This is a genomic window from Serratia sp. CY71090, from assembly GCF_052166845.1.
Lineage (GTDB): Bacteria > Pseudomonadota > Gammaproteobacteria > Enterobacterales > Enterobacteriaceae > Serratia > Serratia nematodiphila.
Genome location: NZ_JBJNOA010000013.1, coordinates 38751 through 60608, shown reverse-complemented (window position 1 = coordinate 60608; position 21858 = coordinate 38751). Strand labels below are relative to the sequence as shown.

The window sequence follows — 21858 nt, the reverse complement described above, 5'->3', positions numbered from 1 at the left end:
GCACCAGATTGGGGCGACAGCGGCGGGAAAAAGAATCCCGCACGGAGAGGCGGGAAATGTTCGCTATTATCATTATGGATGATAAGAATAAGATTTGAGGTGCGACGAAAAAGAGCACGCTAACTCTTTTTTGTTACCTTCCCACGCTAGCGTAAGGCTTATTTTTCTTCAAGAAAAATCTGAGACAAGCATCGGCATTTTCGAGGCGTTTTGCGTTAAAACAAGAGAGTGGCGCGAATGCCGTAAAACCGCACTGTCATCTCGGAGTTTTCCTTATAGTTTGTCTGGAAAAGGCCAGCTATAGTCAACAGAGTCACCCACGCAGGAATACACAACATGAACAAACGTCGTACGACTCTCACGGTGTTGGCGCTGATTGCATCGCTGGGGTTGTCATCCGCCCCGGCCTTGGCCGACAAAGGCGGCAATGGTAACGGCAACGGCAACGGCCATGGCAACAGCGGCAATCACGGCAATAACGGTAACCATGGCAACAACGGTAACAACGGCAATCACGGCAACAAAGGCAATAAAGATAAAGGCGGCTATAGGAACGACGATAATCTGGTATCAGTCAGCCTCTCGCGCGACCGCGCCCGTTCGCTGGCGCACAACTATGGCTTGACCGGCTACAGCTCGCTGCCACCGGGCATCGCCAAAAATCTGGCGCGCGGTAAACCGCTGCCGCCGGGCATCGCCAAAAAAGTGGTGCCTTACTCGATGCTGCGTGAGTTGCCGCAGTACCCGGGTTATGAGTGGCGTATCGCCGGCGACGATCTGGTGCTGGTCGCACTCAGCACCGCGATTGTGGCCTCCGTGATCAATGGCGTTTTCGACTAACGTTTGTCGAGCGTTATCGGGCCTCGCTGCGGCGGGGCCTTTTTATTTGCCAGCGCGGGGCGGACGTGGTGAACTTTGGGCCTTACGTTTTCACTGCATCATAAGGGAGGCGCCATGTTCAGGGCGTTATTGATAGCGTGTTGCCTGACCAGTTTTCCCGCGTTGGCGGGCGGCGGCGCCGCTATCGGCGAGCTGGTGAACCAACGGCTGTCGTTGATGAAAGACGTGGCCGGTTACAAGGCGCAGCAGCATTTGCCGATCGAAGATCTGGCGCAGGAGGCGAAGGTGTTGGCCAGCGCGCAGGCGGAGGCGGGGCGTTTGGGGTTGGAGCCGGCGTCGGTGCGGCCTTTTATCGCCGCGCAGATGGACGCCGCCAAGGCGATTCAGTACCGCTATCGCGCCGACTGGCTGGCGAACCCGGGATCCGGCTGGCAGCCGCGCCCGTTGGCGCAGGTGCGCCCGCAGATCGCGCAACTGAGCAGCCAGATATTGCAACGGTTGGCGGAGCGGCTGCGTGCCGGCCCGCTCGGCGAGGCGGATCGGGCGGCGTTTATGGCGTCGGTGGATCAGGTGAATCTCAGCGACGCCGACAAACAGCGGCTGGCGGATGCGCTGCTGGCGGTCAAAACCGGCAGCGCACGCTGAGCGTCAGTCGCGGCCGACGGTGCTGCGGCGGAAGGTCAGCATCCGGCTGCGGTTGGCGATGAGATCCACGTTGTAACCGCGGAAATAGAGGCAAAAGCGTTTTAACCACGGGCCGTCCTGGCACTCCACCAGCATGCGGCCCTGGCCGAGCGGGCTGAGCGTGCCGGTCTGCGCCGCCGGGCCGACGCCGATATGCACCCGATTGCCGCGAATTTCAAAGGCGGTGCGATAGTGCGGGTGATACCACAGCCCCTGCACATGCTTCAGGCAGTCGCCGTTGGCCGTGACCGGCAGGAAACGGCGCGCCACATGCCCGACTTCGCCCTCGATCGCTTCGCCAGTCCATTTCAATTTGATCGGCATATGGGCGGACAGCGACACCGCGTACCCATCCTCGCCCTGATACAGTGGTTCATCGCTGCCCAGATAGGCCAGGTTGCCATCTTTGACCTCCAGCCAGTGCGGCTCCGCCAGGGTGGCGTAGAGGCCGTCGGGGATCGCGGCGCTGCGCTGCGGCAGCGGTTCGCCCAGCAGCGCGGCCATCACCTGCAGGGCCATACCGAAACTGTCGCAGTCTTCTCGGTTGGCCACCAGCGCGACGCCGGCCTGACGGTCGGGCGCCAGCAGGAAATAGGTTTTGTAACCGGCGTGGGAACCGCCGTGGCCGAGCAAGCGGCGGCGGCCCAGCGGGGTTTGCGCCAGACCCAGGCCATAGGCGCTGAGCTGGCCCTGATTAAGGCGGCGCGGTGCGCCGAGTTGCGCCAGCACGCCCTGGCCGGGGCCTTCGTCCGCCAACAGCGTCTGCAGCCAGCGGGTGAGGGCGTTGAGGCTGCCGGTCAGGCTGCCGGAGGCGGAAAGGTGCAGGCCGGCGCTGGCGTGTTGCCAGCCCTGCGGCGCACGCCAGTAACCCGGCACCAACCCCGGCACCACGTCGAACCAGCTTTCCGGCGCCCGCATCTGCACCTGCAGCGGCCGGGCGATGTGCTGTTGCACCAGTTGGTCGAAATCATACCCTTTGCTGCGCAGCGCGGCCTCCAGCAGCCGATAGCCGGTATTGCTGTAGGCGATCTCGCTGCCGGCTTCGTAGTTCAATTTCTCCAGCCCCTCGACAAACTGCATCACCGGCTGCGCCTCGCTGACGGCGTGCAGCGAGATGCCCAGCAGGCCGAGCGTCTCGCGCACGTCGGGCAGGCCGCCGGTCATGTCCAGCGCCTGGCCGACGGTAACGTCCGCCAACGCGGGCTGCAGGGCGGGGAGCAGTTCACCCAGGCGTTGCTCCAGCCGAATGGCGCGCTCGGTGGCGTTCAGCGCCAGCGCGGCGAAGATATGCTTGGTCACTGAGGCATAACGCACCACGCTGTCGGCGGTGAAGGGGGTGTTCTGCGCCAGATCGGCCAGGCCGGCGCAGGCGGTGGCGCGACGTTGTTGGGCGTCAAACAGGGTGATGGCGCCGCCGGGTTCGCCATGCCGTTGCCAGCCGGCCAGCAGTTGTTCGGCCAAGGCGCCGGCAGCGCGCCAGTTTAACGGTGTTACAGACATAGGGCCTCCAGAGAATATTCGAAACGGGCCAGCTCGGCCACACGCCGCCCGGCGCTGAGCGCGGGCTTTTGGGCTGATTGTGGCGCAGTGCGTTTTTCGTCGGCCGCCGTTTTGTGCGCTGTTTAGACCAGCTAGCGGGGAATCACGCGAAACTTTGATATAGCGCGCAGATTGCTGCTGGCGTTGCGGTTAGAGGCAGGAGAAAAACAGGCGCCCGGCGGCGCCTGTAAAGGGTGATCAATTCAGTCTGGCGGCACCGTCCAACAGGCTTTCAATCATCTGCTTGAGCAGGCGCTGCAGCGGGGCGGCGCGCTGGGGCTCGAACGCGAAAGGATACTGTTCGGACATGTAGTTGACCTGCGCCAGTTCGAGCTGGATCGCATGCTGTTGCTGCTGCGGTTGACCATAGGCGCGGGTGATATAACCGCCCTTGAAGCGGCCATTCAGCACGTGGGTGTACTGCTGTTGCTGCTCGCAGCAGGCGACCAGCCGATCGCTCAGCGCCTGGGCGCAGCTTTCACCGCCGTTGGTGCCGAGATTGAGATCCGGCAGCTGGCCGTCGAACAGCCGTGGGATCACCGAGGCGATCGAGTGCGCGTCGAACAGCAGCGCATAGCCGTGGCGCGCTTTGAGGCGCGCCAGTTCGTTCTGCAGCTGCTGATGATAAGGTTGCCAAATTTGCTGCAGGTAGACGGCGCGTTCTTTGTCCGTCGGCGTTTTGCCCGGCAGGAAGCTTGGGCGGCCGTCGAACAGCACGTCGGGATACAGGCCGGTGGTGGCGGTGGTGTACAGCGGCTTGTCGTCCGCCGGGCGGTTCAAATCGATGACGAAGCGCGAATAGTTGCCGACCAGTACGCTGGCGCCCATCGCCCGGGCGAAGTCGTACAGCTGCGGAATGTGCCAGTCGGTATCGGGCAGCGGACGGGCATCGTCGGTCAGCCCGGCCTCGACCGCCGGCGTCAGTTGTGTGCCGGCGTGTGGGATGCTGATCAGCAGCGGCAGGCTGCCGGTCTGGAAGCTAAAAGGATCGCGAATGGTCATTGACGTACTTCTCCTCGGAAAATCACCGTACAGGGCAGCTGGCCGCCCAACCAATAAGCCAGTTCCGCCGGCCGCGACAGCGGCCAGTGAACGAAGTCCGCCACCTTTCCGGTTTCCAGCGTGCCGTGGCTGTGCTGCAGCCCCAGCGCTTTGGCGGCGTGGGTGGTGACGCCCGCGAGCGCCTCTTCCGGCGTCAGGCGGAACAGCGTGCAGGCCATGTTGATCATCAGGCGCAGCGACAGCGCCGGCGACGTGCCGGGGTTGGCGTCGCTGGCGATCGCCATCGCCACGTGGTGTTTGCGGAACAGCGCTACCGGCGGGCATTGGGTTTCACGCAGCAGGTAGTAAGCGCCCGGCAGCAGCACCGCCACGGTGCCGGCGTAGCCCATGGCGCGGGCGTCTTGCTCGGTAGCGTATTCGAGATGGTCGGCGGAGAGCGCGTGATGGCGCGCCGCCAGCGTGCTGCCGCCGAGGGCGGAGAGCTGTTCGGCGTGCAGTTTGACCGGCAGACCGGCGGCTTCGGCGGCGGCGAAGACGCGCTCCACCTGCGCCGGTGAGAACGCCAGATGCTCGCAGAAGGCGTCGACCGCATCCGCCAGACCGGCGGCCGCCGCCTGCGGGATGATGGTGTCGCAGACCAGATCGATGTAGTCGTCGGCGCGGTTGGCGTATTCCGGCGGCAGCGCATGGGCCGCCAGACAGGTGGTTTTCACCTCGACCGGCAGCAGCTCGCCCAACTTGCGCGCCACCCGCAGCATTTTCAGTTCGCTCTCCGGGCTGAGGCCATAGCCGGATTTGATCTCCACGCAGGTGACGCCTTCCGCCAGCAGCGGCCGCAGGCGGAACAGCGCCTGCTCCAGCAGCAACGCTTCGTCGGCCTCGCGGGTGGCTTTCACGGTGGAGATGATGCCGCCGCCCTGTGCGGCGATGTCGGCGTAGCTTACGCCGTTCAGCCGCTGTTCGAACTCGCCGCTGCGGTTGCCGCCGAACACCAGGTGCGTGTGGCAGTCAACAAAGCCGGGGGTGATGATGCCGCCGTCGAATTTCACCGTTTCGTCCGCGATAAGATCGGGCGGCAGCGCCGCATGTTCGCCAATCCAGACAATCTTGCCGTCGCGTACGGCGATCGCGCCGTCGGTCAGGGTGTGATATTTACCGTCGCGCATGGTGACGATATCGGCGCCGTGCCACAGGCTGTCACAGTGGATCTCAGACGTCATTGCTTTCCTCCGCCGGAGCCGCAGCTCCCACATGGTTGTATATACAATTAAAAACAACCTAACGCATTCACCGGGATGTCACAAGAGGCGGGCGAGATTTTGTTATCAGGATGTGATCGACAGCGGAGATGCGGGCGCAGGGCGCGCCCGCCGGGGTTCAGACTTCGCTGGTGAAGCGGCCGAACAGCTGATAGCGGCTGCCGGGGTACAGCAACCGCGCCGAGGTGACCACGGTTTTGCCGGACCAGGTGCGGCGATGGATCAGCAGGCCGGGTTCGTGGTCCTCCAGCTGCAGCAGCTCGCGCTCGCGCCGGGTGGGGATCACCGCTTCGACGATGTGTTCGCCGGCGGTCAGCGGCGCGGCCTGCGTCAGGTAGGTGTAAGGGGTGACGCGGTCGAAATCCTGCTTCAGGTAATCCGGCGCCACCAGCGGGTTGACGCAGCGGTCTTCCACCTGCACCGGCACGTCGTTTTCGTAATGCACGATCTGGGAGTAGAACAGCCGTTGGCCGGGCTGAATGCCCAGCGCCGTCGCTTCTTCCTCGCTGGCCGGGCGGGCCTTCAGCTCGAGGATTTTACTGCCGTGGCGATGACCGCGCGCGGCGATCTCATCGGCGATGTTGTGCACTTCCAGCAGTGCGGTATGCGCCTTGGCTTCGGCGACGAAGGTGCCGACGCCCTGCATGCGGATCAAAAAACCTTCGCTGGTCAGCTCGCGCAGCGCGCGGTTGATGGTCATGCGGCTGACGCCCAGTTCCGCCACCAGTTCACTTTCGGAGGGCACGCGCTGGTGCGGTTGCCAATGCCCCGCACGGATTTGATTCACGATCGCCTGTTTGACCCGTTGGTAGATCGGGGCGGGGGCATCGCTCATTGCAGCCGCCAGTTGTAACACGGTCTGTTGTTCAGCCACGACGTTAACCTCGTCAAATAAAAAAATAATAACACCAGTTTACTGTTGATGTCGGCGTATGTATATGTATATACAACTAGTGGCCGTCGCGCCAGAAACTTGCCGGCGGCCGCCAAAAATTCCTGAATGCGCGCCATCGCCGCGCCTCATTCACCGTTACATCAACCGTGGAATACTGCCATGCCTGCTTATTTTGCCCCACGCGCTTTGCTCCCTGAGGGCTGGGCGCATAACGTCCGGCTGGACGTCGATGCGCAAGGTTATCTGACTCAAGTTACCGCCGACGCTGAACCGCAAGGCTGCACCCGGCTGCACGGCGACGCGGTGCCGGGCATGCCGAACCTGCACTCCCACGCTTTCCAGCGCGCGATGGCGGGGCTGGCGGAAGTGGCGGGCAACCCGCAGGACAGCTTCTGGACCTGGCGCGATCTGATGTACCGCCTGGTGCAGCGTCTGACGCCGGAGCAGGTGGAGGTGGTCGCCCGTCAACTGTATATCGAAATGCTCAAGGGCGGATACACCCAGGTGGCCGAATTCCACTACCTGCATCACGACGCCGACGGCAAGCCCTACGCCGATCGCGGTGAGATGACCGGCCGGCTCAGCGAGGCGGCGCATCAGGCCGGCATCGGCATGACGATGCTGCCGGTGCTGTACAGCTACGCCGGTTTCGGCGCGCAGCCGGCCCAGCCGGGGCAGAAACGTTTTATCCAGGACACCGAAAGCTATCTGCATCAGCAGCAGGTGATTGCCCGCCAGCTGGCGGATCGCCCGTTGCAGAATCAGGGGCTGTGCTTCCACTCGCTGCGTGCGGTGGAGCTGGGGCAGATGCAGCAGATTTTGGCCGCGTCGGATCGCACCTTGCCGGTGCATATTCATATCGCCGAGCAGCAAAAAGAGGTGAACGATTGCCTGGCGTGGAGCGGGCAGCGCCCGGTGGCCTGGCTGTATGACCATCTGCCGGTGGATCAGCGCTGGTGTCTGGTGCACGCCACCCATCTGGATCGCGACGAGCTGGAAGCGCTGGCGCGCAGCCGTGCGGTGGCCGGCCTGTGTTTGACCACCGAAGCCAACCTCGGCGACGGTATTTTCCCCGGCGACGCGTACCTGCAGCAGCAGGGGCGTTGGGGCATCGGTTCCGACAGCCATGTTTCGCTCGACGTGGTGGAAGAGCTGCGCTGGTTTGAATACGGCCAGCGGCTGCGCGATCAGCGTCGCAATCGCCTGACGACGCCGGAACAGTCGGCGGTGGGCGATGTGCTGTACTCGCAGGCGCTGCAGGGCGGCGCGCAGGCGTGCGGCGCGCCGATCGGTCGGCTGCAGAGCGGCTATCGCGCCGACTGGCTGGTGCTGGACGGCGACGATCCGTATCTGGCGGCGGCGCCGGACGCCTCGATCCTTAACCGCTGGCTGTTCGCCGGCGGCAAAGAGCAAATTCGCGACGTATTCGTCGGCGGCCGGCAGGTGATCGAGCAGGGACGGCACGCGCTGCAGCAGCAGAGCAGCGCCGAGTTCCTGCAGGTGCTGAAAACCTTTCAGCAGGAGGCGTAATGAGCCTGACCCGTTTTAACTTCGCCGCGCTGCCGGTCAGCCCGTGGCGCAACGGCGGTGGGGAAACCCGCGAAATCGTCAGCTGGCCGCCGGGCGCGCAGGATTTTGACTGGCGCGCCAGCATCGCCACCATCGCGCAGGACGGGCCGTTTTCCGCCTTTGCGGGCATCGATCGTTCGATCACCCTGCTGGAAGGCGACGGCGTGCGGCTGTTCAGCGCTGGGCATATCGACCATCAGTTGGCGCGCGTCGGGGAGCCGTTCGCGTTTTCCGGCGACGTGGCGCTGGAAGCGACGCTGCTGGGCGGCGCCAGTCAGGATTTCAACATCATGACGCGCCGCGGCCGGCAGGCGGCCGAGGTGCGGCGCAGCACGGCGCCCGTCACCCTGCTACCCAACCGGGCAGGCGTGCTGTATGTGCTGAGCGGGGTCTGGTCGCTGCCGGGGGGCGGCGAACTGAGCGCGCGCGAGGGCGTCTGGTGGGCGGCGCAGGCGGTGAGCGGCGAGGTGAGGCCGCTGACGGCCGACGGCGCTATTCTGTGGGCGGACATCACAGCCTGCTAACGCGGAGTAGAGTCCTGCGCCTGGTTATGGGATTATTCACTTTTCCTCATTAATCATAAAGAAGGGCGCATGGCTTCGCTGAAAGACGTCGCAAAACTTGCCGGAGTCTCGTTGATGACGGTGTCCCGCGCCATCAATGAGCCCGGCAAGCTGCGGCCGGAAACCTATCGGCGCGTCAAACAGGCTATCGACCAGTTGGACTATGTGCCGGATCTGTCGGCGCGGCGTATTCGTGGTGACGGAAATCGCGTACAGACGCTCGGCGTGCTGGCGCTGGACACCGCCACGACGCCGTTCTCGGTGGACATGATCCTGTCGATTGAAAAAACCGCGCGCGAGCACGGCTGGAACAGCTTCGTCGTCAATCTGTTTGCCGACGACAACGCCGAACAGACCGTCGATCTGCTGCTGGCGCATCGCCCGGACGGCGTGATCTTCACCACCATGGGGCTGCGTCAGGTGGATGTGCCGGCCAAACTGTTGGACAAAAGGCTGGTGCTGGCCAACTGCGTCAGCCCGGCGCATGCGATCGCCAGCTACATTCCTGATGACGAGCAAGGCCAGTATGACGCGATGCGCACGCTGATCGCCAAAGGCTATCGTACGCCGCTGTGCATACATTTACCGGCGGATACGCTGGCGGCGGGGCTGCGCCGCCGCGGTCTGGAGCGCGCCTGGCGCGAAGCTGGGCGCGATGTTGAACAGCTGCGGCAGTATCATCTCGATCTGAGCGGCGGCGATCAAGGCTATCGCGGCTGCGTCGCGCTGCTGGCGCGGCATTTCTCTGCCGGCCGGCGCGATTGCGATGTCGTGGTATGCGGGAACGATCGGATAGCCTTTCTGGTGTATCAGGTATTGCTGGCGCAAGGATGGCGGATACCGCAACAGGTGGCGGTGCTGGGCTACGACAACATGGTTGGCATCGGCGAGCTGTTCCTGCCGGCGTTGACGACGGTGCAATTGCCGCACTACGAGCTGGGCCGCCTTGCGGCGCTGCATGTGATCGAGCAGCGGGAACAGCGTGATACGGTGAAAGTGCCTTGCCCGCTGTTGGAGCGTGGTTCGCTGTAACCGCACCGGGTGCGTCGCTGCGCGCCCGGTGCTCATTTCCACTACCCCCAGATGCTAGCCAGCCGCCATCCTGTGATGGGCTCGAACTCAGCCCGTCCGCCCTCGGCAAACAGGCTGAGGCGGCGATCCCCCTCCGTCGGATAAATGCGGCTGGTCAGGCAGGCCAATCCCTGATTAACGAAAATCTCCAGCGATGAACGGTCGATAAAGATCCGCAGCGACAGGATGTCACCCTCCGGCAGCGGCACGCTGCGGCAGGTACTCAGGGCGGGGTTTTCATGAAAACGTTCCAGTACCAGTCGGTGCGCCTGATTATCGACGAACAGCCGCGCCGCACTCCCGATGGCCAGCCCGTAACGCTCGGCGTCGTTGTCGGCCGGTCTCAATGTCAGAGTGAGTTCCTGCACATCGTTCGCCAGCGGCAAATGCTGATTGGTCAGCGTCTGCGCCAAAAACGAGTGCGACGCTCGGCGCAGCGCCGCCAGTTCACGCGCCGGGTTCATGCGGACGCTGCCGTCGGCGGCCAGCGTCAGCTCGCGCGGCAGGGTGAGGGCGCCGGCCCAACGGTGCGCTTTGCTGGGCATCGGTGATTCCCACATATCCATCCAGGCAAACAGCAGCCGACGGCCGTCGGCGGCGGTGAAGGTCTGCGGCGCATAGAAATCGTGGCCGGCATCCAGCTCGCAGAAGGGTTGGGTCACCCTGAAGTCGCCGTCCGGTCGCCAGTGGCCGAGCAGATAGCCGCTCTGGAAGCGATTGCGGTAGCGGTAGCCCTGCGCCGCCAGGCCCTGCGGCGAAAACAGCAGCAGGTGTTGTTCCCCCAGCGGGAAGAAATCCGGGCATTCCCACATATACCCTTGATGCGCCGTTTGCGCGCCGGCCAGCACCCGATCGAAGCGCCAGGCGCGCAGGTCTGCAGAACGGTACAGGCGTACCTGGCCCAGGCCGTTTTCTTTAGCGCCGACCACCAGCCACCATTCGCCGTTCTCGCGCCAGACTTTCGGATCGCGGAAATGCTGAATGCCGTCCGGTGGGGCCAGCACCGGCCCGTGCTTGACGAAGCGTATGCCGTCTTCGCTGGTGGCCAGACATTGCACTTCCCGCACCTGGCTGTCGTCGCCGGGCTCGCCCAGCCACACGTGGCCGGTGTAAATCAGCGTCAGCACGCCGTTGTCATCCACGGCGCAGCCGGAAAAGCAACCGTCTTGGTCATAGGGCGCATCGGGTGGCAGGGCGATGGGCTGGTGCTGCCAGCGGATCAGATCGCGGCTGGTCGCGTGCCCCCAGTGCATGGGCCCCCAGTGTTCGTTATAGGGGTGATGCTGGAAGAACGCATGATAGACGCCGTCAATACAGATCAGGCCGTTGGGATCGTTGATCCAGCCGGCGGGCGGCGCGAGATGGAACTGCGGGTAGTAATCATCTCGGCGCTCTGCGCGCAGGGCCTCGACCGCATGGTCGGCTTGAGCTAAGGCAGTGTTCATTGGACAGACTCACTTGATTTAATGGCGGATGGAAAGGGCGCTGCCGTGGCGGAACGTTCGCCGCGCAGCAGGAAACAGGAAACAAGCGTCGTGGCGGCGACCGCGCAGCCCATCAGCAGATAGGTGTCGGCAAAGCCGATGCGGTCATAACCGTAGCCCGCCAGCGGCGACAGGAAGCTGGCCATCACCTGGGTGATGAACTGAAAGCCCACCAGGTACAGCGTGGAGGAGAGGCGGCTGTCGAAGCGGCTGGCGATGTATTTGAAGATAGCGATCAGCAGGATCGGCAACTCTACGGCGTGCAGCAGTTTCATGGCGGAGATCATCAAGGCGCCGCTGACCAAGCCGGAGCCGAACATGCGCAGCGCCATCACGCTGCCCGCCAGCAACAGCCCCTGCTTGGCGCCGATGCGGTTCACCAACAGCGGAGCCAGAAACATACCGCCGGCTTCGAGGAAGACCTGCAGCGAGTTGAGAAAACCGTACATCTCGTTGCCCTGTTCGCGTGACGCGAACTGTGAGGCGAAGTAGACCGAAAATTGCTGATCGAAAACGTTGTATACGCTGATGCCGAGCACAAACACCACCAACGCCCAGAAGCCCGGCATGCGCAGCAGCGCCAGCGCGTCCTGCAGCCGCAGGTTCTCCGGTTTGCCGAACGCCAGGCCGGCCATGGCGTTCGGCTTCAGCTCGCGCACCTGGCTGAGCAGCACCAGAAACACCACGGCGGCGGCGGAGGCCAGCCAGAAATTGATGTTCGGATCGATATTGAAGATAAAACCGGCCAGAAAGGTGGCGCTGGCCCAGCCGAGCGAGCCCCACATGCGGGCGCGGCCGAATTCGAAACCGCTGATGCGGCTGACGCGCTCGGTATAAGATTCCAGCGCGCCGATGCCGGCGAAGAAAGTGGCACCGATGAACAGCCCGCCGATCAACGCACCCAGCGGCAGGCTGCTCGCCAGCAGCGGGGCGTAAACGTAGATAAAGAACGGGCCGGTCAGCAGCAGCATCACGCCGAGAAACTGCAGCAGGTGCTTGCGCAGCCCAAGTTTGTCCTGAATAAACCCGTACAGCGGCTGTGCGCACAGCGCCACCAGCGAGATAGCGGAGAAGATCAGGCCGGTCTCGGCGCCTTTCAGGCCGATCTTCTGATTCAGCCAGAGTGAGATCAGTGAAAAGCTGGAAGACCAGGTGAAGAAAAAGAAGAACAGCAGGCCGCTGAGCAGCACGTAATATTTTTTCGTTTCGCGGTTCATGGATAAGGTCCCGGTGAGTGAAATCAGCTTTATTGTTAACGTTAACTCGCGAAGGGATGAAGCTGTCCGATATCACACATGCGATGTTAATCACAAAAGTTAACGTTAACATAATTGATTTGTGATGTTTCTCACGCAGAGACGCGGATTAACGAGCGTGGTTACTCATCCTGCGGGGGGACATGAAACGGCGGCGATTGGCTGGCGGCCGCAAAGCGGGCGATCAAGAAATCCAACAGCAGGCGCACGCGCGGCGGCTGATAGGGCGTGCGGCGAAACACGGCGTAGATCCCGGCTTCATGCGGGGTGAAGTCGGGAAGAATGACTTTCAGACGCCCGCGGCGGATATCGTCCGCCGCATCCCAGATGGTTTTACGCGCGATGCCGTGCCCCGCTAAAGCCCACTGGCGCGCCAGCGCGCCGTCATTGGTCTCCCAGGCGCTCTCCAGCGGCACCGTGTGGCTCCAGGCCTGGCCGTCCAGGGAGAAATGGAACGTATTCAGCGGGCCGGCTGCGGTCACCAGTACGATAAAACGATGGCCGGTGAGATCGGCCGGCGTGCGCGGCTCGCCATATTGCGCCAGATACGCCGGAGAGGCGCACAGCACGCGTCGGCTGGCGGCCAGGCGCCGCGCGATGAGCGTTTCTTCGCGCGGCGCGCCGAAACGAATGGCGATATCCAGATCGTCCTGCAGCAGGTTGGATAGGGAGTCCGACAGTGTCAGCGCGATCTGCAGCCGGGGGTGTTCGGCGCAAAATTCTTCAATCCACTGATTGAGAAGGTTGCGCCCGAAATCGGCGGAGGCCGAGAGGCGAAGTTTACCGCACACGCCGCTTTGGCTGGCCTGCAGAGCCGCCTCGCCGTCGGCAATCGCCTGCAACGCGAGGGTGCAGTGTTGCAGATAAATGCGCCCTTCTTCAGTGAGACGCAGGCGGCGAGTGGTGCGATCGAAGAGTTTACTGTGCAGCGCCGCTTCCAGCTTGAACAACCGCGCGCTGGCGGCGGCGGGGGAAAGGCCGAGTTTGCGGCCGGCGGCAGAAAGGCTGCCCGATGCCGCCGCTTCGGCAAATAAACGCATGTCGCCCAGTCTGTCCGTTGCCATTTTTATCAATCTGGATTTGAAAATAATTCAAATGGTAGGCTAATTATCAATCCGTATGCAAGGTGAGACGCTGATGACTCTGCAATTGACCATGGGAGTTGTTGGTAATGAATGTTCACTCTGTTTCCACCGATAGCGATAATGCGCATGGCGCGCTGCCGCCGCTGAAAGCATTGCTGGCGCTGACGATGAGCAGCTTCATCGCGACCGCTAATGAGACTGTGCCGGCCGGCATGCTGCCGCAGATAGCCCGAGGCATGAGCATCAGCGAGGCGTGGGCGGGGCAAATGGTGACGTTGTGCGCGCTGGGCGCCGGGGCGGCGGCGATCCCGCTGACGTTGGCGCTGGGCGGGTGGCCGCGTCGCCGACTGCTGCTGTTGGCGATCGGCATCTTTTTGATCTGCAACGCGGTGACGGCGTTGTCACCCTGTTTTGGCGTGACGCTGGGGGCGCGCTTTTTGGTCGGCATCGCTACCGGGGTGACGTGGAGTCTGCTCGCGGGTTACGCGCGCCGTCTGGCCATCGTCTCATTGCAAGGGCGGGCGATGGCGATCGCCATGCTGGGGATCCCGCTGGCGTTGGCGTTGGGCGTACCGATGAGCGCCTGGCTTGGCGAACTGTTGGATTGGCGCTGGATTTTTGCCGTGCTGGCGAGCTTGAGCGCGTTGCTGCTAGTGTGGATCCGGCTGACGCTGCCCGAATTTTACGGTCGCCGAACGCCAGGCAATGCGCGTTTGCGTGAGGTTTTCTGTCTTCCCGGCGTGCGGCCTATCCTTGCCGTATTGGCGTGTTGGATCCTGGCTCATTACACGCTGTATACCTATCTTGCGCCCTATCTTGCCGCGCGCGGCCTGGCGGCCAGGGTGGATTTGGCGCTGTTGGCGTTCGGCATCGCCGCCGTTGCGGGCATTGCGCTGACCGGCTTATGGGTGGATCGCTGGCTGCGTGCGCTGGTGCTGTTCAGCCTGGCGGCCTTCGCGTTGGTGGCGCTGGCGTTTGGCGTGGACGGTTTGCCCGCCGGGGCGGTTTACGTTGGCATGGCGGCATGGGGATTGAGTTTCGGCGGTGCGCCGACGCTGTTGCAGACATCACTGGCGGATGCAGCGGGTGAGCATGCCGATCTCGCCCAGTCGCTGCTGGTCACTTTCTTTAATCTGGCTTTTGCCGTCAGCGGCGCGTTGGGCGGAATTCTGCTGGCAAACGTCGGCGCTAACGCCATCCCCTGGATGGTTTTTTCCCTGTTGCTGGTGGGGTGGAGCATTGCCTGGGGCAGTGCAAAGCGCGGCTTCAGCGCCGAACGCCGCGCCGCGGCGCGCTGAGGGGGCGGCGTCGCCCCCTGTAGCGAGATTAACGTTCGCTCAGCGAACGCAGGTGATCGTCACGGCGCAGCGTCATCAGCGCAAACAGGCTGACCACCGATGTGGCGACCACGTAGTAGGCGGGAATATCGATATTGCCGGTCTGTTTGATGAGGCCGGTGATAATCAATCCGGCAGAGCCGGAAAACACCGCATTGGAAAGTGAGTAAGCCAGCCCCAAACCGGTATAGCGCACCCGGGTCGGGAACATCTCCGCCAGCATCGCCGGGCCGGGACCGGCCAGCAGGCCGACCACGGCGCCGGCGATCATCACCGCCAGCCCTTTGACCCACAGTGAACTTTGCGCATCCTGCAACAGGTGCAGCAGCGGAAAGGTGAACAGGATCACCGCCGTCACCGCCGTCAGCATCACCGTTTTTCGTCCCAGCCTGTCGCTGATGATGCCCGCCGGCAGAATGGTCAGGGCGAAACCGACGTTGGCCAGCACCGTCGCCACCAGCGCCTGTTGGAAGGTGGCGTGCAGCGAGGTTTGCAAATAGGAAGGCATCACCACCAGGAAGGTATAACCGGCGGCCGACCAACCCATCATGCGGCCGATGCCGATCAGAATGGTTTTCACCACGCCGCCCAGCTTCGCTTCCGGCGGTGGGGCGGCGTGTTCCGCACGTTGCTGCGCCTGGGTGAACGTGGGCGTTTCCTCGAGCTTGAGCCGCAGCCACAGCGCCACGGCGCCCATCGGCAGCGCCAGCAGGAAGGGAATACGCCAGCCCCAGTCATGCAACTGCTGTGCGCTGAGCAGCGCGGCCAGCAGCGCCACCAGTCCAGCCCCGGCCAACAGGCCGAGCGCGACGGTCAGCGATTGCCAGGCGCCGAACAGCCCGCGCTTGCCCTTGGGAGCAAACTCGGTCATCAGCGATACCGCGCCGCCGAATTCGCCGCCGGCGAACAACCCCTGAAACATGCGCAGCAGCGTCAGCAGCAGCGGAGCGGCGACGCCGATCGAGGCGTAGGTCGGCATGACGCCGATCAGCGCGGTGGCCAGCGTCATCAGCAGCAGAACCGCAATCAGCGTCGGCCGGCGGCCGATGCGATCGCCGATGCGGCCGAAGATCACCGCGCCGATCGGTCGGCAGAAAAACGCCAGCGCAAAGGCGGCGTAGGTGAGGATCAGGCTGGTGATTTCATTTTCACCCTGCAGGGTGAAAAAATTGGCGGCGATGACGGTGGCCAGAAAACCGTATACCCCGAACTCATACCATTCGATAAAGTTGCCGACCGAGCCGGCCAGCAACGCCTGACGCGAGCGGCGCGCGTCGAGAGTCTGTTGATTCATCCCCGTTCCCATACATTTGAATTATTGTTCGTCAGTTCTAAATTTATACGACAAAACAATCAATTGATTTCAGCGGGAACTGTGAGGCGCTCAGCGCATGCCGTCGATGCGCCACCATCCGGGGCACACATCGGCGAAAGCGTGCGATACCGGGCTCAGCTCCGGCAGATCGGCGTGGTCGAAGCTGCCGGTGGCCAGCGCCACCGTCGGTTCGTCGTCTACCGCTCCCAGCGTGCTGCCGCAGCGCGGGCAAAAGGCGCGGCTGGAGTAGAGGGAGGAGCGGTACAGCGCGGGCATGCCGCCAGGGCCGTTCCACTCGACGGCCTGACGCGGGAATTCGACCCAACACAGCGTTGGCGCGCCGGAGTGGCGGCGGCAAAAATCGCAGGAACAGCTGTGCGGGTTGCCTGGCAGGCCGTGTGCCTGAAAGCGAATATGCCCGCACAGGCAGCCGCCGCTATAGCGTGGATTTTGCATGATTTCTCCGTCATCAGCGCGGGGGAAACGATGAAAATCACTATAGCCATATCGCGAAAAAATAACAGGCCTCCACAGGGCGATTACCAGAGCAACGGCGCCGGCTCACGGCCATTTTCGGCGTAGTACAGCGACGGCAGGAACTGCGCCAGATAGCTGAACTCGTTGTAGCAGTGGCGCATCAGGTTAAACCCGATGTCGTCCGCCAGTTCGTCGTGGGCGTTGGCGCAGGCTTTACCCAGCAGGAAGCGGCTGCGCAGCACGCACCCATAGGGCGTATCACGTACCAGATGCAGCATCTCGCCGTCACAGGGATCGCCGTTGTCATCCAACGCCACCTGATCGCCGAAGCCGATGCGCGCGCAAACGGCGGCGGAGATTGCCTGCGCGTCGCGCGCCTGGCGCAGCGGCTGCGGCGCGAAGAAGTCCTCGGCGGCGTGAAACTTGAGGCGCGCCGCAACCGGCGGCAGCTCCGCCAGCCATTCGACCGCTTCGATGCTGGCGCCGACGTAGCTTTCCCCTTTTTTCCAGTGGCGATCCCAGCCGCGATGTTCGACGTGATCGTGCGGGTGCCACCAGTTGATGTGCTGGGTGTTCTCGAAGAAGGTGAACCACCAGTCCAGCATGCGCCCTTTACAACCGTGCAGATCGGTTCGAACCGCTACGGTGAGCAGGCCGTCGGCGCTGCGGCTCAGCCCCATTTCCAGCCGCAGCGGCTCGGGCCTGAGCAACTCGTTGATATCGTTGACGCCCCAGGGCGCCAGCAGGGAAGGGTGTGTCATAATGGGGTCCTGTTTTATTTTGGAAACTAAATGTGTTTCCAAAATAAAGCTATGTCGTTATGCTGAGTCTGTCAACGCTTGTGAGGAACAATTATGGCGAACCCGAATGAAGAACCGCTGCGCGCTCGCGGCCGGCCTGCCACGCCGGAAACGGCGCTGCGCGCCGCGCTGACGCAGGCGACGCTGGCGCTGCTGCTCGACGGCGGATACGCCGCGGCAACGGTGGATGCAGTGGCGAAACGCGCCGGGGTAGCTAAAAAAACCCTGTATCGCTTTGCCGCCAATCGCGATGAGCTGGTGGCGCAGGCGGTGAGCGGCTGGACCGAGGCGTTTCAGCCGGCCTTCGCACAGGATGCTGGGCGGCGGGAGGCGGTTGCGCCGCTGTTGGAAACGGGACTGAAGGCGGTGGCGCAGCAGGTGCTGAGCGCCGAAGCGGTGGGCATGTTTCGGCTGCTGCAGAGCGATTTCCCGGGGCGTGAGGCGCTGCTGGACAGCTACCAGCGCAACGGCATTCAGCGCGGGCGAGCGACGGTGGCGGATTGGCTGCGGCGCCAGCAGCAATACGGCTGGTTGCTTGCGCGCGACTGGGCGCAAACCAGCGATCTGCTGCTGGCGATGACCATCGCCGAACCGCTGCGCCAGATGACGTTGGGGCTGCTGCCGCCGGGCAGCGCGATCGACGAACGCATCGCGGCGGCGGTGGCGCTGGTGATGCCGGGATTGCTGCGCGGCGAAAACGCGGATTGCGCCGCATTGTGAGCCGCATTCATCTGTGTCATGTTAATTGTTCAATTTATGTCACTATTTTGCGATGCCCCCATGAATGCTGCTTACCCGTTCAAACAGGGCGATCTGTTCGCCTTGACCGTTTTTCTGGCCGTCGCCACCCATCGCAGCTTTCACGCGGCGGCGGTGGAGCTGGAGGTGACGCCGTCGGCGGTCAGCCACTCGATAAAAAACCTGGAACAGCGGCTTGGGGTGAGGTTGTTCAACCGCACCACGCGCAGCGTGGCGCCGACCGAAGCGGGTGAGCGTTTGGCGGCGCAGCTGCGCCCGGCGCTGTCGTCTATTTCGCAGGCGCTGCATGAAGTGGATGAATGGCGCGCCACGCCGAGCGGCACCGTGCGCATCAACGCCAGCGAAGGGGCAGTCAGGCTGGTATTGCGTCCGTTGCTGGCCGATTTCCTGCGCGAGTACCCCCATATCCATCTGGACATCGTCTGCGACGGCAAGCTGAGCGATATCGTCGCCGAGGGGTTTGATGCCGGCATTCGGCTGGCGGAAGCCGTACCGCAGGACATGATCGCGATGCGCGTCAGCCCGCCCGTACGTTTCGCCGCCATCGCCGCGCCCGGCTATTTCGCCGTCCATGGGCGCCCGGCGACGCCGCAGGATTTGCTGCGTCATAACTGCATCCGCTTTCGCTTCGACAGCGGCACGATTTACCGCTGGGAATTCGAACGTGATGGCGTGAGCGAGTCGATCGGCGTGACCGGCTCGCTGACGCTGACCGATCAGCCTCTGATGGTGGACGCCGCCATCGACGGTATCGGCATCGCTTTCGTTCCTGAGCATTTGGCGCTGGAAGCGCTGCACGACGGGCGTCTGGAGCGCGCGCTGGACGCGTGGTGTCCGGCTTATCCGGGGCTGTGCCTCTACTACTCCGGCCATCGCCACGTGTCGGGCGCGCTGAAGGCGTTGATCGAGTATCTGCGCGCGGCGCAGTCCTGATGCGTTCGCGTTCTGCTTTTGGCTACGCCAATTAGTGAGCCGCCTTCATCTCCACAGTGAGGTTCACCTGCATTGTTGCGGCGTGGAGCCTGCCTTACGCTCATGAGGAGACGCCGGGCAACCGCCGGGCGCCACCCTGCTGCGAGGAGTTGATGATGGAAAAGAAGATGAAAGCGGTGGTTATGACCGGCGCCAATCGGCCCTGGGAAATCAGACAGGTACCGATGCCCCGGGCGGAACCGGGGCAGGTCCTGGTCAAAGTGCACGCCTCGGGCATGTGTTATACCGACGTATGGGCGACGCAAGGATATGGCGGCGATATTTATCCGCAAACGCCCGGCCATGAAGTGGTGGGGGAAGTGGTTGAGGTGGGGGCCGGCGTGCATACGCGGCAGATTGGCGATCGCGTCGGCACCACCTGGGTGCAATCGGCCTGCGGCCGCTGCCCGTACTGCCGCGAGAATCGGCCGCTAACCGGGCAAACGGCGATGAACTGCCCGGCGCCGCGCACCACCGGTTTTGCCGCCCAGGGCGGCCACGCCGAGTATATCGCCATCGCCGCTGAAGGCACGGTGTTGCTGCCGGACGGGCTGTCTTACATCGACGCCGCGCCGATGATGTGTGCGGGGTATACCACCTGGAGCGGCCTGCGCGACGCGGCGCCGCTGCCGCATGAGACGGTGGCGGTGTTAGGCATTGGCGGGCTGGGGCACGTCGCGTTGCAACTGTCGAAAGCCTGCGGTTTCGATACCGTTGCCATCACCCATTCGCCGGACAAGCACGCGCTGGCGAAGCAACTGGGCGCCGATCGCATCGTCGCCTCCGGCCAGGCGCTGCGGGAGAACGGCGGCGCGGACATTCTGCTGGTGACCACCAATGACTTCGACGCCGCGCAGGAGGCGATGAGCGGCTTGCGGGTCGATGGCCGCGTGGTGCTGTGCGGGCTGGACTTCAGTAAACCGTTCGCGATCTCTTCCGAAGGTGTGCCGTTCCATATGATGCGTCAGCGGGTGATCGGATCGACCCACGGCGGGCAGCGCTACCTGAGTGAGGTGCTGAACCTGGCGGCGAAAGGCAAAGTGAAGCCGATGGTCGAGACTTTCACGCTGGATCAAGCCACGGAGGCTTATGAGCGGCTTGCCTCTGGCAACATGCGTTTTCGCGGCGTTTTCGTGCCGTCGGCGGCGTGAGAAAAGGGCCGAGGGTTCGGCCCTTGCAGACAGGTATGAAGGGCGCTGCGGCGCCCTGGTTGCTTTACAGCTTAGGCCCGGCCTTCACCAACTTTTCGCCCGCCGGGGTGACGGTATATTTGGCGAAGTTGTCGATAAAGCGCTGCGCCAGATCCTGCGCCTTCTCCTGCCACAGCGATTCGTCGGCGTAGGTTTTGCGCGGATCGAGGATCGACGGATCGACGCCCGGCAGTGCGGTCGGCACGTTCAGCCCGAAGATGGGCAGCGTGAAGGTCTCGGCCTGCTCAATGTCGCCATTCAAGATGGCGTCGATGATGCCGCGCGTATCTTTGATCGAGATGCGTTTGCCGCTGCCGTTCCAGCCGGTGTTCACCAGGTAAGCCTGGGCGCCGGCGGCCTCCATGCGTTTCACCAGCACTTCGGCGTACTGCGTCGGGTGCAGCGTCAGGAACGCGGCGCCGAAGCAGGCGGAGAAGGTCGGCGTCGGTGCGGTGATGCCGCGTTCGGTGCCGGCCAGCTTGGCGGTGAAGCCGGACAGGAAGTGGTATTGGGTCTGCTCCGGCGTCAGGCGCGATACCGGCGGCAGCACGCCGAAGGCGTCGGCGGTCAGGAAGATGATTTTGCGCGCGTGGCCGGCTTTGGACACCGGCTTGACGATGTTCTCGATGTGATAAATCGGGTAAGAGACGCGGGTGTTCTCGGTTTTGCTGGCGTCGTCGAAGTCGATGCTGCCGTCGGCCAGCACTGTGACGTTTTCGAGCAGCGCATCGCGGCGGATCGCCTGATAGATTTCCGGCTCCGCCTGCGGCGACAGCTTGATGGTTTTGGCGTAGCAGCCGCCTTCGAAGTTGAACACGCCGTCGTCGTCCCAGCCGTGCTCGTCATCGCCGATCAGCTGACGCTTAGGATCGGTGGAGAGGGTGGTTTTGCCGGTGCCGGACAGGCCGAAGAATACCGCCACGTCGCCTTGCTCGCCGACGTTGGCCGAGCAGTGCATCGACGCGATGCCCTGCAGCGGCAGCAGATAGTTCATGATCGAGAACAGGCCTTTCTTCATTTCGCCGCCGTACCAGGTGCCGCCGATCAGCTGCATGCGCTCGGTCAGGTTGAAAGCGACGAAGTTTTCTGAGTGCAGCCCTTGCTGCTGCCAGTCCGGGTTGGTGCATTTGGCGCCGTTCATCACCACGAAGTCCGGCTCGAAGTCAGCCAGCTCTTCGTCGCTCGGGCGGATAAACATGTTTTTCACGAAGTGCGCCTGCCAGGCCACCTCGGTGATGAAGCGCACTTTCAGACGCGTGTCGGCGTTGGCGCCGCAGAACGCGTCCACCACGAACAGACGCTTGCCGGAGAGCTGATTGCCCACCAGCGTCTTCAGATGCTGCCAGACTTCCGGCGAGAGCGGCTGGTTGTCGTTCTTGCCGGTGCCGTTGTCCGACCACCAGACGGTATCGCGCGTGGTGTCGTCGCGCACGATGTATTTGTCCTTCGGCGAACGGCCGGTAAATTCGCCGGTCGCGACGTTGACCGCGCCCAGTTGGGTGAGGGTGCCGCGCTCCAGCGGCGGCAGGTCGGCGCGGGTCTCTTCGGCGAACAGCAATTCATAACTGGGGTTATAGACGATGTCGGCGGCCTGATGGATGCCGTAGCGAGCGAGGGTTTGTGGGGTAACAGCGCGTGAAGACATATTCTACTTCCTTATGAGTCATATTATGCCTCTTTCCCGTGCGGTGCCGCGCGCAGGATTGAGATTCGGATCAAGCTGACCGGATTCAGCTAATGCGTTTCCGGTTCTTTATTAAT

At 63.3% G+C, this 21858-nt stretch carries 20 protein-coding genes; 9 read left to right on the top strand and 11 right to left on the bottom strand.

The window, feature by feature from the left end; all coding sequences use genetic code 11:
* The first annotated feature begins 336 nt into the window (after positions 1-336).
* Both ACJ8OK_RS20945 and ACJ8OK_RS20940 read left to right on the top strand, forming a co-directional pair.
* On the top strand, positions 337-840 hold the full coding sequence (locus ACJ8OK_RS20945) for an anti-virulence regulator CigR family protein (RefSeq protein WP_004941297.1): 504 nt from the start codon (positions 337-339) through the stop codon (positions 838-840).
* 114 nt (positions 841-954) lie between these two features.
* Positions 955-1485 (top strand): chorismate mutase, encoded by a 531-nt coding sequence (locus tag ACJ8OK_RS20940; protein WP_442530970.1) that lies wholly within the window; start codon positions 955-957, stop codon positions 1483-1485.
* Between the two features lie 3 nt (positions 1486-1488).
* Here the strand turns inward: ACJ8OK_RS20940 and ACJ8OK_RS20935 are convergent, their stop codons facing one another.
* From ACJ8OK_RS20935 to hutC, 4 genes are all read right to left on the bottom strand, one after another.
* Entirely contained in the window at positions 1489-3024 is a 1536-nt protein-coding gene (locus ACJ8OK_RS20935) for a serine hydrolase domain-containing protein (protein ID WP_103085643.1), read from the bottom strand.
* 237 nt (positions 3025-3261) lie between these two features.
* Positions 3262-4065 (bottom strand): N-formylglutamate deformylase, encoded by an 804-nt coding sequence (gene hutG, locus ACJ8OK_RS20930; protein WP_213929387.1) that lies wholly within the window; start codon positions 4063-4065, stop codon positions 3262-3264.
* Positions 4062-5285, bottom strand: a complete 1224-nt coding sequence (hutI, locus tag ACJ8OK_RS20925; protein ID WP_442530968.1) for an imidazolonepropionase — start codon at positions 5283-5285, stop codon at positions 4062-4064. The genes hutG and hutI overlap by 4 nt, the downstream gene beginning before the upstream one ends.
* A 157-nt stretch (positions 5286-5442) precedes the next feature.
* Positions 5443-6198: a histidine utilization repressor gene (hutC, locus tag ACJ8OK_RS20920; RefSeq protein ID WP_033633256.1), complete on the bottom strand. Its 756-nt coding sequence runs from the start codon at positions 6196-6198 to the stop codon at positions 5443-5445.
* 180 nt (positions 6199-6378) lie between these two features.
* Between hutC and ACJ8OK_RS20915 the strand changes: the two genes are divergently transcribed.
* From ACJ8OK_RS20915 to ACJ8OK_RS20905, 3 genes are all read left to right on the top strand, one after another.
* Positions 6379-7749 carry a formimidoylglutamate deiminase gene (locus ACJ8OK_RS20915; RefSeq protein ID WP_033633255.1) on the top strand — a complete coding sequence of 457 codons (1371 nt, stop codon included), beginning with the start codon at positions 6379-6381 and terminating at the stop codon, positions 7747-7749.
* Positions 7749-8312 (top strand): HutD/Ves family protein, encoded by a 564-nt coding sequence (locus tag ACJ8OK_RS20910; RefSeq protein WP_235363230.1) that lies wholly within the window; start codon positions 7749-7751, stop codon positions 8310-8312. Before ACJ8OK_RS20915 ends, ACJ8OK_RS20910 begins: the two co-directional genes overlap by 1 nt.
* Positions 8313-8381: 69 nt before the next feature.
* On the top strand, positions 8382-9383 hold the full coding sequence (locus tag ACJ8OK_RS20905) for a LacI family DNA-binding transcriptional regulator (protein ID WP_033633253.1): 1002 nt from the start codon (positions 8382-8384) through the stop codon (positions 9381-9383).
* A gap of 41 nt (positions 9384-9424) precedes the next feature.
* Here the strand turns inward: ACJ8OK_RS20905 and ACJ8OK_RS20900 are convergent, their stop codons facing one another.
* The 3 genes from ACJ8OK_RS20900 to ACJ8OK_RS20890 form a co-directional block, all read right to left on the bottom strand.
* Positions 9425-10867 carry a glycoside hydrolase family 32 protein gene (locus tag ACJ8OK_RS20900; RefSeq protein WP_442530965.1) on the bottom strand — a complete coding sequence of 481 codons (1443 nt, stop codon included), beginning with the start codon at positions 10865-10867 and terminating at the stop codon, positions 9425-9427.
* Positions 10864-12123: an MFS transporter gene (locus ACJ8OK_RS20895; protein WP_166729898.1), complete on the bottom strand. Its 1260-nt coding sequence runs from the start codon at positions 12121-12123 to the stop codon at positions 10864-10866. The genes ACJ8OK_RS20900 and ACJ8OK_RS20895 overlap by 4 nt, the downstream gene beginning before the upstream one ends.
* Before the next feature lie 161 nt (positions 12124-12284).
* Positions 12285-13226, bottom strand: a complete 942-nt coding sequence (locus ACJ8OK_RS20890; RefSeq protein ID WP_261440632.1) for a LysR family transcriptional regulator — start codon at positions 13224-13226, stop codon at positions 12285-12287.
* A 107-nt stretch (positions 13227-13333) separates the two neighbouring features.
* Between ACJ8OK_RS20890 and ACJ8OK_RS20885 the strand changes: the two genes are divergently transcribed.
* Positions 13334-14545, top strand: coding sequence for an MFS transporter (locus ACJ8OK_RS20885; RefSeq protein ID WP_082997697.1), 1212 nt, complete (start codon positions 13334-13336; stop codon positions 14543-14545).
* Between the two features lie 28 nt (positions 14546-14573).
* Here ACJ8OK_RS20885 and ACJ8OK_RS20880 read toward each other — a convergent pair whose 3' ends face one another.
* From ACJ8OK_RS20880 to ACJ8OK_RS20870, 3 genes are all read right to left on the bottom strand, one after another.
* Complete coding sequence (locus tag ACJ8OK_RS20880; protein WP_033633248.1) at positions 14574-15878, bottom strand: MFS transporter; 1305 nt, start codon at positions 15876-15878, stop codon at positions 14574-14576.
* A 90-nt stretch (positions 15879-15968) separates the two neighbouring features.
* On the bottom strand, positions 15969-16355 hold the full coding sequence (locus tag ACJ8OK_RS20875; protein WP_082997698.1) for a GFA family protein: 387 nt from the start codon (positions 16353-16355) through the stop codon (positions 15969-15971).
* 83 nt (positions 16356-16438) lie between these two features.
* Positions 16439-17137, bottom strand: a complete 699-nt coding sequence (locus ACJ8OK_RS20870) for a DAPG hydrolase family protein (RefSeq protein ID WP_004941325.1) — start codon at positions 17135-17137, stop codon at positions 16439-16441.
* Between the two features lie 93 nt (positions 17138-17230).
* Here ACJ8OK_RS20870 and ACJ8OK_RS20865 point away from each other — a divergent pair, with 93 nt between their 5' ends.
* The 3 genes from ACJ8OK_RS20865 to ACJ8OK_RS20855 all read left to right on the top strand — a co-directional run bounded on the left by ACJ8OK_RS20865 (position 17231) and on the right by ACJ8OK_RS20855 (position 20058).
* Positions 17231-17896, top strand: coding sequence for a TetR/AcrR family transcriptional regulator (locus tag ACJ8OK_RS20865; protein ID WP_015377653.1), 666 nt, complete (start codon positions 17231-17233; stop codon positions 17894-17896).
* A gap of 60 nt (positions 17897-17956) precedes the next feature.
* The gene (locus ACJ8OK_RS20860) at positions 17957-18868 is read left to right on the top strand and encodes a LysR family transcriptional regulator (RefSeq protein ID WP_004941330.1); all 912 of its coding nucleotides are present in this window, start codon (positions 17957-17959) and stop codon (positions 18866-18868) included.
* 155 nt (positions 18869-19023) lie between these two features.
* Positions 19024-20058 (top strand): alcohol dehydrogenase catalytic domain-containing protein, encoded by a 1035-nt coding sequence (locus ACJ8OK_RS20855; RefSeq protein WP_172575152.1) that lies wholly within the window; start codon positions 19024-19026, stop codon positions 20056-20058.
* Positions 20059-20122: 64 nt separating this feature from the next.
* Here ACJ8OK_RS20855 and pckA read toward each other — a convergent pair whose 3' ends face one another.
* A complete protein-coding gene (gene pckA / locus ACJ8OK_RS20850; RefSeq protein ID WP_082997701.1) occupies positions 20123-21742 on the bottom strand; it encodes a phosphoenolpyruvate carboxykinase (ATP) in 1620 nt (539 codons plus the stop codon).
* Positions 21743-21858 lie beyond the last annotated feature (116 nt).